Raw genomic sequence first — 12,199 nt, 5'->3', positions numbered from 1 at the left:
TTATTTACGATAATCTTAGCACGCCAGAGTGGTTTATTCTGTCGAAGCATAGAACCGTTGCTCGACTTCTTTTTAGAAATCAATCAGTATTCGGGACAGATGAAGGAAGTTAATGAACTGGTTGTTAAGAAATACAATGGCTCACTGAAAGCTGAACATGGAACCGGACGGAATATGGCCCCTTCGTCGAATTGGAATGGGGAATAGCATTAGCCCGGAGAGTTTAATCTCCGGGCTAATGTAACTTTTGACAGGATAATGACTGTTGGGCTATAAAAAAATTAACGTTTGTAAAACCCTCCGAATACTTTAAACTCTTTCAAGCATCTTTTGGTTTTGGTTTATATTGCGTTTTTCCTTCCATTTAGCCAGCACTGTATAGAAAGACGGAACAATGACCAAGGTCATGATCGTAGAATAGAAAAGTCCTGCAATGATAGTTATAGCTAAGGCTCTAAACATCAGCTCTTTACCTGTTGCCAGGGATAATAAGCCAGCTATAGCAGTGCCGGCAGTTAATAAGACTGGCTTCAAGCGTGCTCTGCCGGCATTAATGACAGCCTGCTCCAGAGTCACTCCGGCATGTCGTTCATTCTCGATGAATTCTATTAACACAATCCCATTCCTTACAACAATCCCTACGAGACATATTAAGCCCATGACTGAGCCAAAGCCAAAGGGCGTCCTCGTAATCAGTAGTCCAATCATACTTCCTGCAAAGGCCAGATAAACCGTACTCATCACCAGAATAGGAAGACTCAGTGAGTAAAATTGCATGGCGATGACAATGAGAATTAAGAAAATGGCCACAATCATTAGCCTGCCCATATCCGTAAATATGTCCGTCTGCTCGGAGGTTTCCCCGCCGAACTCCAACGTGTATCCCTCCGGAAGTTCAATGCCTTCCATCAGCGGTTTGATTTTCTCCATTGCCGCTGTTGCTGTAACCCCATCTAAGTCGCAAGTCACCTCTGCCAGTCTGCTCAAGTTTCTCCTTGGCACAGTGTTAAGGCTAAAGGACGTTTCCATCTGGGCAATTTCCTTTAAAGGGATCAGCTTTCCATTAGCATTCGGAACGTATAATCTGTCGAATACCAGCATCGGCTCTGCCTTCGACTTATCTGAATACATCATAATACTAATCAAATCCTGGCCATTGTCAAATTCACTGACCTCAATGCCTTCTGTAGCTAATCTTAAAGTTTTTGTAAGATCATCATATTTGACCAAGTTTTGATTCATCTGAGCCTTATTGATGGTCAATTCGATTCCTGTTGTATCTTGGCCGATAGAACCATTGATATTAACAGCTCCGGGATATTTCAGCAGACAATCTTTTACTTCATCTTCCAGAGTTTGAAGAACCTGCAGATCCTCTCCGTATATTCTGATATCAATGGGAGCGCCAATTGGCGGTCCAAACTTTATCTCTTTAGCTAAGATACGAATTCCCGGATACATTTCATTGAACTTGGCATTCCACTCCTGCACCAATTCTTCAGTGCATTTCTCTTCCGTATCAATTCTCACCACAATCTGAGCAATATTATTGCCTTTGCCTATGGACAAGTCCCCTCTAAACATTGACGGTGCACTATCCCCTGCATAAGTGTTCACGAGAATAATGCCTTCCTGTTTTTGAACCCAGTCAGCAATTTCCTGAACTTTTTGATTGGTACCCTTAAGACTTTCTCCTTTGGGCATTCTTACATCAATCAACATTTCCCCTCGAACAGAATTAGGAAAAAGCTGTACTGGAAGCAAGGGAAATAGGCCATAGGCCAGGGTACTGATCAGCACAGCTATTAAACCAACCTTCATGGGCTTTTTCAAAATTTGAGGCATGAGTTTATCTGCATACCAAACGGCTAGTCTGTCAAGCTGATTTCCCAAAAAGCCATTGCTTTGGGTGAGTCGGGATGGAAACTCAGTCAGCTTTTCAGCTCTCCAGTGCCTAAAGATAGGAACAATCGTCAGAGACATGGCCATTGAAGAAATCATAGATAGGCTAATAATTATCGGAAGGGGCCTGATAAATTGACCGACATTGCCCTGCAAAAAGGCAATGGGGCCAAAGGCAAAGATGGTTGCAGTAGTGGCGGTAAGGATTGAAATAAACACTTCATTTGTTCCTTTGACAACGGCCAGTAAAGGGGGCTCCCCCAGCTCCACAAGTCTTCTCTCAATATTGTCATTAACGACAACTGCATCATCAACTAATATCCCCAAGACGATGATTAAAGCGGCAATGGATACTAAATTCAAGGTAATATTCAGGTTTGGTGTTAACATCAATCCCATGGATAAGGAGATCGGAATTGCCAAGGCAATGATGAAGGAAGTAACCAAGTTCAATCCTAAAGAGCAAACCAGCAGGACAGCTGCTACAGCAAGCAATACCTCTATAGTAAGATCTGAGAAGAGATCATCAATCCGTTCGTTTTGAGAATAGACATGATTAAGCAGAGCCCCCGGAGGCAGTTGTTTCTCTAATCTCTTCATCATTTCATCCACATTTTTTCGCATGCTGGGAACGTCACTGCCAATTTCCCCCTGAACACTGATGGAAATTGCCGGTTTGCCGTTAAAGCTGACTAACGACTCCTCTTTTTCATGAGCTAAAGTAATAGTTGCAACATCCCTGAGGTATACGGGAATACCCTCCTTATTCATAGCGACAACTGTATCATAGAGGGCTTCGGGGTCGTGGTTATCTTTGACTTTGAGCTGATAAAGCCTGTCTTCCTGCTCAATATCTCCTAACGGAGTTCTTTCAATTTCCTTTTTCACTGCACCTGCCACTTGAGTCCAAGGAATTTCCAGCTGATTAATTTTGTGGGTATCAACATCGATTCTAATTTCCTGATCCGGAAGGCCCATTATGCTTACATCTGCCACATTGGGAAGAGTTCTAAGTTGATCCTTCCAGATTTTCAGGGTATCTCTCAAATCATAGACATCTGGATAGGAGCCGGCAGTCACTGCAAAGGTTTCAATAAACGTTTTGCTTAAATCATCGTTTATTTCCGGTTGCTTACAGTCAGACGGAAGGCTGCTTTCTACATCTTTAACTTTATTGCGCAGCTCGTTCCATTTTTCCTTTGGATCCACCCCTTCTTGGAGTTCAACAACGATTTTTGAGTATTGAGGATTGGACTGTGAAGTTATTGACTTTAGTCCCTGTATTTCATTAATTTTCTCTTCAATCTTTTTGGTAACCGTCTGCTCGACTTTCTCCGGTGATGCGCCCGGATATACCGTAAGAACCATTGCAGTGTCAACGACAATATCCGGTTGTTCTTGATGAGCTAGCTGAAAAAAAGTTGTCAATCCATAGACAACCAGCATTACAAAGAACAGCAGGGTGATCTTGCGTTTCTTGATCAAATACTCAATCACAGATCCCCACCCCCGGTTACCTTAACCTGAGCTCCATCAAAAAGGTCATCCACCCCACTGACGATCACTTCTGTCCCTTCATCGAGGGGAGAGAGAATCTGAATCTTATTATCTTTCATCTCTCCAATCGTTACTTCTTGCTTAATGCTTTTTCCATTTCTAACAATATATACATAAGGATTTTTTCCGTTTAAGCTTCGCAGGGATTCCACAGGCAAGAATATTGATTTGCGAGCCTGAGTGACATGGCTGCAAACTGCCACCTGACCGGGAAGCCAATCATGTTCCATATTTTCTATGGTAACTTCAACCCCGATAGTTCCTGTCATGACATTGGTTGCCGATAAAATATTAGTTACCGTGCCTTGTTTCTCTTTGCCATACAGGCTAACCGTAACTGTATCCCCTTTTTTCCAATCCCTAATACTATTGTCAGGAACCGGGAGTGTAAGCTTAAGTAAATCGATATTTCCAAAACGAAAAACCGGAGTTCCTGCTGCTACAAGTTGACCATTTGCAGCTAATTTATTTAACACAGTACCCGGAAAGGGTGCCTTAAGTACAGTTCTTTCTAAAGCGAGCTTTGCTTGGTTGCCATTTTCTTCTGCCAGCTTATACCCCGCTTGTGCCACTTCCTTTAGTTCATCCCGAGCACCCTCAATGGCCATTTCATAGGCCGCTTTTGCTGTCCTCAAGTCACTTTCCGACACACTTAGGCCCATTTGGGCATTTTCATAATCACTTTGCGAAACTGCACCCGCTTTTAATAAAGCTTCCACTCTTTTGGAATCATCCAGAGCTTTTTGATAGACAACACTCGCTTTGTCATAGGCTGCTTTGGCAGTTTCCTTTTCCTGGTCTCTTGAACCATTTACAGCCTGGTTAAAATTTGCCCTGGCCTGGTCAAGGGAAGCTTTGGCAATTTCCGCGTTAATTTCATATTGACTGGAGTCCAATCTGGCAATAACATCCCCGCTTTCCAGGTTGTCGCTCTCCTGTTTTTCCAAAGCGATAATTTTTCCCGGCACTTCAAAGGACAGAACCGCCTCTTCTATCGGTTGCAGCATAGCAGAAAGCTCAAGCTTATCCTCAACCTCAACCAATTTCGCCAATTCAGTTTTCACGATCTTCACACTTGAATCGGTTTCAAATTCGCGATTTTGAAAATCTGCGCATCCTCCAGTCATAACAAGTAAGGAAATAATTAAAACACTGAAGCAAACCACCTTTTTCACAAAATCCACCTCTTTTAATGATGAGATTGCAGACAACTCACTGAACAAAGCAGTTGACGGTAAAAACAACTCTGGTTTCCCGGAGATAGCAAAAAAGGGCAGTTAAAACAACGTTATGTAGCTTTAGCGTTCCAATAATAATCCGTCTAAAAAAATCTTTGAAGCACTTCTGCATAATCTCTCAATATCAACAGGAATCATCTCTCCTTCAAGTCTGCTCTGAACCACAAACAGCCCGATGAGAGATTCCACATACATCAGTGCGGCAATGAAAAAGTCATTTTCTTTAAGTTTTCCCTCGTGATATAAATCAGTTAGTTTTTCCTCTAGAATCTCGATCATTGTTTTAAAGGTTTTAGTTACATTTTTGCTTAATTCAGATCTCTTTTTTGATTCGATGATAGCGACGATTAATACACCTTTACTTTCCACAATACGTTGATAGAGTTCCATTCCAAATTGAAAGAACATTTCTTCCGGCGAAAGATTACTTCGAACAATACTCTTAAGTTTTGAGTGACTATAATTCGTAATCTCCTTAGATATTTCCAGAAAGATTCCTTCTTTGCTTTTGAAATGCCTAAATAGAGTTACCTCATTAACTCCTGCTGTTTGAGCAATCATTTTTGTAGTGGTCCCTTTAAAACCATTCTCCATAAATAATTGTCTGGCTGCTTCAACTATTTTCGCGCTTAGGTTATTGTCTAAAGGATTTTTTAGCTCAAAATTTTCCACCGAAAAACCTCCCCAAAGGTGTTAGCATGGATGCAAGTACATACTTGCATCCATGCTAACACCTTTCCCTTTATATTTCAAGTGCAAAAAGCAAATTCCACATTCTATTACTGCTTATCTGTACCAACTATTTATGACGCGAATACTTTGATCACTTGGATAATAATTCTTGAACTCATCGTCTTTCCCGATAGCGAAAACTGAAAAACCTAAAATCCAACTCTCTTTCTCAAATACTTCTTTGTATGCCTGAAAACCATTGGCCTGTTCTTGCTCATTGACTAGATTAGAAGGCTCAGGGTCCCAAGGATGAATCGTCCCTTTATTTCGCTTTGGAAAGCCCAGTTCCCCGAAAAACACCGGCTTATCCCATTTCATGGATAAACTCTTTAGTTCAGCATAGACATTTTGATGTCGATTAAAAATTTGAGTACTATAAAGCGCGCTCACCAAATTTTCAACCGTGTTGATATCCTGATTCGTCAGTTCAAAATACGCCGCAACTGAAATAAAATCCACTTTTTCCAGGACAGGATTATTCAATTTTGCAGTATAGGTATTATGTAAGCCGTTCTTTTGGGTATCCCACTCTGCGGTATACCACCAGTTGGTTTTATACGTTATTCGTCCAGGATAAACCGCTCTGACGAAATCAACCATATTCGTCCAATAATTCGATTCCTGTTCAAACTTATCAAAATTAGATCCTATACATAATGCATAAACTTTATATGGCTTAGCTATATCATGGATTAGGGGGGAAAGAACCCCTTCCTGCCAATTCGTGAACCATTCATTTTTGTTACTGGGATCTAATTGGGTTTCGTACAGTTCGCCATTTCTTATATAGGGATAGGGTTCTAAAATAATATTGATTCCACGCAGTCTTAACTTTTTAATCAGCTCAATTGCCTTCTTTTGGCTTTCTTCATTGATGACTGCCGCATTAGCAGTCAACGAAGGAATATCGATCTGAACCGGTACGTTAACTGTGTTTAAGCCGAGACGCTCAATATCTGTCAATGCCTGTTCTATGGAGTAATCCACAGAAAGATTGCCCGATTTTATCTTTTCGCCCCAAGGGGTGATAATTCTATTTTTCTCATATTGCTTTTCAATATAAACGATATCGATCAGAACTTCTTTTGCAAAAATTATGGCGCTCACCAAAACCGCCAAGGTAATGTACTTAAACTTATATCGCTTCAAATGAAGCCAAAGCTTGCTAAGCATCCATTTAACCCCCCGAAGTTCTTCATGGTTAATTCAATCTTTATAATCCAACAAATTAAATCGTTTTATATCCGTATCACTAGCTTCTATGATTAATTCAGCATCATATAAAGAAGCCTTAATCTCTTCCAAAACCTCTGGAGGAGGCGGGAGAATATTAGCATTATTTCCTTCCGGGTCAATGGAACCAATGATATAAGTGAGGGTTATCTCTGTCTCGTTACCACTGCGACTAAACCCGCGTCCATCCGGTTGCTTAAAGATATCCTCCGCCAATAAACTGGCCAATTCCTCTTTAGGTTCAATCTTTATCTTCAGATCATCGCCGGATTGGCGAATCAATCGGAGAGGCATATTCTTGAACTTCAAACAATAATTGAGCTCTGTTTGTATAAAGTAAACTGTATCCTTGCCATCGTTTACTAAATACCCGGATTGGTTATCATTTTTTACGACATCTGCCTGAACATCCACAAGCTTCAAAGGACGAAGGAATCCACTTAAGGAACTATAAAGCAGAGTTGACCCCAATATAAGCAGGACAAAGATTTTGGCAATACGAGAATTGACAGCCGGGACAGCGTCCGGTTCAATCTCTTTTCTGGCAATTGAATTTAATAACGTGTATCCGCAAACTACTCCAATTAAAGTAATACCCGTCATATTATACTTGACGTATACTTGTCCAAATAGTGAATTAAGCGGATATGAAAGGAAATAATGAGATAGAATACCCGAAGCGCTGATTAACAAGGTGGGGATTCCGATAATCAAGATCTGTAACCAGTCAACGGATAACCCGCCTTTCCTTCTCAACCTGCTTATAAACCTCGGCAAGGCTATATATGCGCCAATCATGAGAGGATAAACCTGACTGAATTGCATTAATGGAAACGGATCAAAGGTTCTGCCAGCTAAGATGCGCAGTTCTTCCTGATAATTTATACCATAATAAACCAAAAGCATCAGACCCAATACATAACCTAAATAGGCAATAATTTTCCTCATCCAACCCCTCCCTCTTAACTATTTTTGTTCTATTTCGGTAACACATTCGCTTTTGATCTTTTCAACCAGAAATTGCAGGGCATCCACAACATGAGGTCTAATGTCGCCGCCTATCAGCACATACATTATGTCGTCGCCAAGTTCAAGCCGGCCTTCATTAAGCCAAACCCTGACCTGGAAAATACCATCCCTCTTATAAGTTTCAGCAATCGCCGTCTCAACCTTTGCTGCATCATAGGCAAATTCCATTCCGGTTACCAGAGAACCGTCATCAATTCCTTGGCGCACCTTGGCTTTAGGGGTTTGGCGCACAACACCATTATGTACTAAAAACATCCCTTCCTGTAACGCCGCCGGGTCAGTTTTTGCTTCTTTGAGCCATTTATCCATTGATGGGGACAGCTTTTTAAGTTTTCCATTCATCATAAAACACACTCCCATTCTGCCTGCTCTTCAACTTGCTTCATAATTTCGGGCACTGCCTTGAATTCACCCGTAATGCCTCTAATGCGCAAAATAAGAATGAAGTTCATTAGTCTCTTTAGTTAGACTAATACCCAAATAACAATGAAGATGACGACAGCCATTATTCTGTTAATCATTAAATACAGTTCACTCGGCTCGGCATTTTTAAATTTCCAACCTTCAGAAATCATCCATGTAATTCTAGGATTTATTATGGTAATAAGTAGAAATACACTTGCGATTATTTTTATAAATATAAATCCAAGCACTTCAGATTCCTCCCCACTTTTTCATTCCTTAGTACCCAACTGATATTAAATGCCTATATGTTCTTGTTCTTATATTTTAAATTCTTTATTGCACCCCAATATAGCAGCAAACCTAAAAAAGCATCCAGCCTGTCCTCAAAGTTCTTAAACCCTTGCTTTGACATAGCTTGAATGCTCAATACACTGTCTTATGCACTCACTTAAATAACTCTTCAAGGTTCATACAGAATCCTTTCAAAACCTCCGAATAGGCTACCCCTGTTTCCTTCAATACCTCTACCTGCTGATACTGTTCTTCCTCATTTAAACCATAAATCTGTACAGTATTTAAAAGAGGATTAACAATCCAATATTCTTTAACCCCAGCTTGCATATATAAATTAAGTTTCTTAACGAGATCATGAGCTTGATTTGAAGGAGATAGAATTTCAATGATAAGTTCAGGTGAACCGACATATTTATTTTCGCCGAGTTTCGTTTTATCGCAGATAACCGATAAATCCGGAATGACCACCTTGGTCTTTTCAGTCTGATCTCCTTGGTCATCATCGGCCATCCTAAGCTCAATGTCAAAGGGTGCAGGGAAAACTTCACATTCTTTTCCTTCAAGGAAATTGAATAACTTTGCCTGCAATCGGCTGGAAATTCTTTGATGCTTAGTCGAAGGAGATGGGGTCATATACACTATCCCATCAATATATTCTAATCGACTCTCGGAATTCTCCCTGAGTTTATTATATTCAGCGATTGTAATGACTTGAGGTTCAGTTAAACCCACTATAAACACCCCTCATTGGCCAAGACTGATGCATTTACCATATTATAACACAATTGAATTGTACATTCATTAATATCCTCTTTAAAAGAAAATCGCTTCAAAGAATTTGTCTTACGGATTGACAAACTAAAAAACTCTAATTATAATTTCATTATACCCCCTATAGGTATATCTTCACTCGGTAAGATGGCGAAACATTCCGCGCATACGCATATGGGAAAGGAGTATGTTTCTATGAAGAACGTCATCATGTTCACCACCCAAACTTGACCACATTGTTTTACAGCGAAGAAGTTTCTTTCGCAGCATAAGATTCATTTTGTTGAAAAGGATATCAACCGTGATGAGCAAGCCCGCGCGGAGTTAATCCGCAGAAACGTTAAGGGAGTACCTTCTTTTCTGATCGGGGACGACTTAATTGTCGGTTTTGATCAGCAGCGGATTCTCCAGCTCGTCGATCATAGGGTCATGGAATGCGAGAAATGCAAAGGCAAGATGCGAGTGCCCATCAATAAAGGCACACTCCAGGTGACTTGCCCGAAGTGTGCACATAAGTTTAATATTACGCCCGGTTAAAATTATTATAATGAAAGTATTAAGTGTCGGAGATCAACACAAGTAAGTAAATTATAGGAGACGATATCTAATGGTCAAAGTACTTTCTGTCAACGGCGGTCCGCGCAAAAATTGGAATACGGATACTTTATTGCAAAAAGCCCTTGAAGGAGCTGAATCCGTGGGGGCTCAAACAGAAGCAGTTCATTTGTACGACTTAAATTATAAAGGCTGCACCAGCTGCTTCGCCTGTAAGAGGAAGAATTCGAAGTATGTCGGGCACTGTGCTATGAAGGATGACTTAAGCGGGGTGCTGGAAAAGGTTCTGGAATCCGATGTGCTCTTCTTAGGCTCACCCATCTATTTTGGCAACGTTACCGGTTTAATGCGTTCTTTCCTGGAACGGCTGCTCTTTTCCAACCTTTCCTATAATGAGGGGCATCGCTCGGTTTATCCGGGGAAGTTGACCTCCGGTTTTATCTATACCATGAATGTTCCTAAGGAGTTTCTCCAGCGGGTTAATTATGAAGCTCTATTTGAACAAACTAAAAATAGCCTGCAATTACTCAACGGAACCTCTGAATTTATGATTTCCGCCGATACTTACCAATTTGATGACTATTCCAAGTATGAAGCATCCATGTTCGATGAAAAACACAAATCCCAAGTGAAAGCAGAACAATTCCCACTGGATTGTCAAAAAGCCTTTGATATGGGAGCCAGACTGGCAAGATCTTAACCCCTTTTAGCATAAGCCGCCGTTTCATTGTGAACGGCGGCTTGCTCTTTACTTATAAGAGTCTCAGACTTTCACAGGGCAGAACAAATGTGATAACATAATAATAACCAGTTAATGAGCTGCAGGTAATTTATAGTTTATAAGGAGCGATTTAAATGAGTTATAAACTATTACTATTTGATTTAGATGATACATTATTAGATTTCAGTGCTAACGAAATTGATTCGTTAAATAAATTGTTTCAACAAAATGGTTATACTTTTTCAGATGAACTTTTTCGACTATATAATTCCGTAAACAAACAACTGTGGACTGATTATGAAAATGGAACCATTGCCTTAGACGAGGTATTAAACTCAAGGTTTTCAAAAACCATGTTGAAATTGGACAAAATCGTGGATGGGATGGAGTGGGAAAATCAATATCGGGAACTTTTGGGTAATGGATATCAGCTGATTGACGGAGCTTTGGAAGTGTGTCAGAGCTTATCTGTATCCCATAGACTGTTTGCGATCACAAATGGTATAACCAAAACTCAGCTAAAACGATTAAAGCAGGCAGGCTTATATGATTTTTTTGAAGACATATTTGATTCTCAAAGCATTGGATTTCAAAAGCCTTCAAAAGCATTCTTTGATTATGTGATGAGTCATATTAAGGATTTTGATGCAAGGGATGCGCTTATAATCGGGGATTCCTTAAACACGGATATTAAAGGCGGCCTGATGTCGGGAATTGATACCTGTTGGTTCAATAGAACATCGCAAGAATGCCCTCCGGAAATTCAAAGCACTTACACGATTACAGATTTAGCACAATTATCTCACATTTGCACCCGCTAAAATGAACCTATGTTCTCTTTGGAGAACTTTAGTTGTTCAATTTTCCATTGGCATTGCCAAACCACATTTAAGATGGCTAAGGCGATGGCTCCCAGGATAACGGTAAACACCCCCAACACGAAATTGCCGGTGCGAATTGCCGCTGTCAGTTCCATAAAAAAGCAAATGGCTTCAATGACTAAAAATATCTTAAAGAAGTTGATAATTTTCCTATACAAATTAATTTTGGACTCGGCATCGGTATACATTTCAAAGGGACCATCGGCTGCCTTTTTCCTTAGGTAGACCCATCTCCACCATTGGTCGATAACTTCTACTCCCAGGTCCTCCATAAAGGCTGCATAATCGGATTTATCCCCTCTCCAGTTATCAAGAAAATCGATCTGATAATTATAATCTCCCGGTTCACAGGGCTTAAAAATGTAAAACCCCAGAAAGAATCGTTTGAAAGCCCAGCCTTGTAACGACATTTCTCTTAACCAAACTTCTTCGGCATCTTTATCATAATAGAGTTTGAACTTTAACATTGCTTCATCTCCCTTCGTTCATCCATCTTCTTGGCATTCTCTACAAGCTCATTTAGCCTGTTAACTTCCTGCTCAAATATTTCCCTGCCAATTTTAGTGAGCAAATATTCCTTTTTCTTTCTGGACTCTTTATCCTCACTGAATAAACTGATCCAACCTTTGCCAAGCATAGAGTTAATGGCACCATACAAAGTGCCAGGGCCTAATACCACCCTGCCGCCTGTCATTTCATTAATATCCTGAATGATGCCATAACCGTGGTTTGGTGTGCGCACCGCCAACAATATATAAAATAAGGCTTCGGTCAAAGGGGAACTATTATCCAAATTAATCAACCTCCAATATATCGTTTGCCGATATATTATATATATCACCGTCCGATATATCTGTCAACGATCTATTTAACTCAAAGGC

General features: G+C 40.4%; 13 protein-coding genes and 1 pseudogene. 4 read left to right on the top strand and 10 right to left on the bottom strand.

The genetic code is table 11. The annotated features are described in order from the left end of the window. Nucleotides 1-75: 75 nt before the first annotated feature. Nucleotides 76-203: pseudogene (locus tag DESYODRAFT_RS29955) on the top strand (FAD-linked oxidase C-terminal domain-containing protein); the annotation flags it as partial. A 106-nt stretch (nt 204-309) separates the two neighbouring features. On the opposite strand, the gene DESYODRAFT_RS11490 reads toward DESYODRAFT_RS29955, so the two are convergent. The 8 genes from DESYODRAFT_RS11490 to DESYODRAFT_RS11455 form a co-directional block, all read right to left on the bottom strand. Next, the gene (locus DESYODRAFT_RS11490) at nt 310-3,399 is read right to left on the bottom strand and encodes an efflux RND transporter permease subunit (RefSeq protein ID WP_007783165.1); all 3,090 of its coding nucleotides are present in this window, start codon (nt 3,397-3,399) and stop codon (nt 310-312) included. Further along, the gene (locus DESYODRAFT_RS11485; RefSeq protein ID WP_007783163.1) at nt 3,396-4,634 is read right to left on the bottom strand and encodes an efflux RND transporter periplasmic adaptor subunit; all 1,239 of its coding nucleotides are present in this window, start codon (nt 4,632-4,634) and stop codon (nt 3,396-3,398) included. Before DESYODRAFT_RS11485 ends, DESYODRAFT_RS11490 begins: the two co-directional genes overlap by 4 nt. Before the next feature lie 123 nt (nt 4,635-4,757). Then, nucleotides 4,758-5,369, bottom strand: coding sequence for a TetR/AcrR family transcriptional regulator (locus DESYODRAFT_RS11480; protein WP_007783160.1), 612 nt, complete (start codon nt 5,367-5,369; stop codon nt 4,758-4,760). Between the two features lie 114 nt (nt 5,370-5,483). Further along, on the bottom strand, nt 5,484-6,602 hold the full coding sequence (locus DESYODRAFT_RS11475; protein ID WP_007783159.1) for a glycoside hydrolase family 113: 1,119 nt from the start codon (nt 6,600-6,602) through the stop codon (nt 5,484-5,486). Nucleotides 6,603-6,635: 33 nt separating this feature from the next. Next, nucleotides 6,636-7,610 carry a hypothetical protein gene (locus DESYODRAFT_RS11470; protein WP_007783156.1) on the bottom strand — a complete coding sequence of 325 codons (975 nt, stop codon included), beginning with the start codon at nt 7,608-7,610 and terminating at the stop codon, nt 6,636-6,638. Nucleotides 7,611-7,628: 18 nt separating this feature from the next. After that, nucleotides 7,629-8,036 carry a molybdenum cofactor biosynthesis protein MoaE gene (locus tag DESYODRAFT_RS11465; RefSeq protein WP_007783155.1) on the bottom strand — a complete coding sequence of 136 codons (408 nt, stop codon included), beginning with the start codon at nt 8,034-8,036 and terminating at the stop codon, nt 7,629-7,631. A 119-nt stretch (nt 8,037-8,155) separates the two neighbouring features. Next, nucleotides 8,156-8,344: a DUF6199 family natural product biosynthesis protein gene (locus tag DESYODRAFT_RS29775; protein ID WP_007783154.1), complete on the bottom strand. Its 189-nt coding sequence runs from the start codon at nt 8,342-8,344 to the stop codon at nt 8,156-8,158. Nucleotides 8,345-8,540: 196 nt separating this feature from the next. Next, nucleotides 8,541-9,122: a Uma2 family endonuclease gene (locus tag DESYODRAFT_RS11455; protein ID WP_007783152.1), complete on the bottom strand. Its 582-nt coding sequence runs from the start codon at nt 9,120-9,122 to the stop codon at nt 8,541-8,543. Nucleotides 9,123-9,356: 234 nt separating this feature from the next. Here DESYODRAFT_RS11455 and DESYODRAFT_RS27315 point away from each other — a divergent pair, with 234 nt between their 5' ends. From DESYODRAFT_RS27315 to DESYODRAFT_RS11445, 3 genes are all read left to right on the top strand, one after another. Then, nucleotides 9,357-9,698 carry a glutaredoxin family protein gene (locus DESYODRAFT_RS27315; RefSeq protein ID WP_007783151.1) on the top strand — a complete coding sequence of 114 codons (342 nt, stop codon included), beginning with the start codon at nt 9,357-9,359 and terminating at the stop codon, nt 9,696-9,698. Between the two features lie 70 nt (nt 9,699-9,768). Then, nucleotides 9,769-10,416: a flavodoxin family protein gene (locus DESYODRAFT_RS11450; protein ID WP_007783149.1), complete on the top strand. Its 648-nt coding sequence runs from the start codon at nt 9,769-9,771 to the stop codon at nt 10,414-10,416. Nucleotides 10,417-10,571: 155 nt separating this feature from the next. Beyond that, nucleotides 10,572-11,258, top strand: coding sequence for a YjjG family noncanonical pyrimidine nucleotidase (locus DESYODRAFT_RS11445; RefSeq protein WP_007783148.1), 687 nt, complete (start codon nt 10,572-10,574; stop codon nt 11,256-11,258). On the opposite strand, the gene DESYODRAFT_RS11440 is transcribed toward DESYODRAFT_RS11445, so the two are convergent. Both DESYODRAFT_RS11440 and DESYODRAFT_RS11435 read right to left on the bottom strand, forming a co-directional pair. Beyond that, on the bottom strand, nt 11,255-11,785 hold the full coding sequence (locus DESYODRAFT_RS11440) for a DUF2812 domain-containing protein (RefSeq protein ID WP_007783146.1): 531 nt from the start codon (nt 11,783-11,785) through the stop codon (nt 11,255-11,257). The genes DESYODRAFT_RS11445 and DESYODRAFT_RS11440 overlap by 4 nt on opposite strands. After that, nucleotides 11,779-12,111 carry a PadR family transcriptional regulator gene (locus DESYODRAFT_RS11435; protein ID WP_007783144.1) on the bottom strand — a complete coding sequence of 111 codons (333 nt, stop codon included), beginning with the start codon at nt 12,109-12,111 and terminating at the stop codon, nt 11,779-11,781. The genes DESYODRAFT_RS11440 and DESYODRAFT_RS11435 overlap by 7 nt, the downstream gene beginning before the upstream one ends. Nucleotides 12,112-12,199: the final 88 nt, after the last annotated feature.

The sequence above is a fragment of the Desulfosporosinus youngiae DSM 17734 genome (assembly GCF_000244895.1).
Lineage (GTDB): Bacteria > Bacillota > Desulfitobacteriia > Desulfitobacteriales > Desulfitobacteriaceae > Desulfosporosinus > Desulfosporosinus youngiae.
The sequence above is the reverse complement of the archived record's forward strand: the minus strand, read 5'-3'. Positions and strand labels throughout refer to the sequence as shown.

Coding starts and splice junctions, on each gene's coding strand:
- DESYODRAFT_RS11475 (WP_007783159.1), bottom strand. CDS start 6,602: ATGCTTAGCAAGCTTTGGCTTCATTTGAAGCGATATAAGTTTAAGTAC.
- DESYODRAFT_RS11470 (WP_007783156.1), bottom strand. CDS start 7,610: ATGAGGAAAATTATTGCCTATTTAGGTTATGTATTGGGTCTGATGCTT.
- DESYODRAFT_RS11465 (WP_007783155.1), bottom strand. CDS start 8,036: ATGATGAATGGAAAACTTAAAAAGCTGTCCCCATCAATGGATAAATGG.
- DESYODRAFT_RS11450 (WP_007783149.1), top strand. CDS start 9,769: ATGGTCAAAGTACTTTCTGTCAACGGCGGTCCGCGCAAAAATTGGAAT.
- DESYODRAFT_RS11445 (WP_007783148.1), top strand. CDS start 10,572: ATGAGTTATAAACTATTACTATTTGATTTAGATGATACATTATTAGAT.
- DESYODRAFT_RS11440 (WP_007783146.1), bottom strand. CDS start 11,785: ATGTTAAAGTTCAAACTCTATTATGATAAAGATGCCGAAGAAGTTTGG.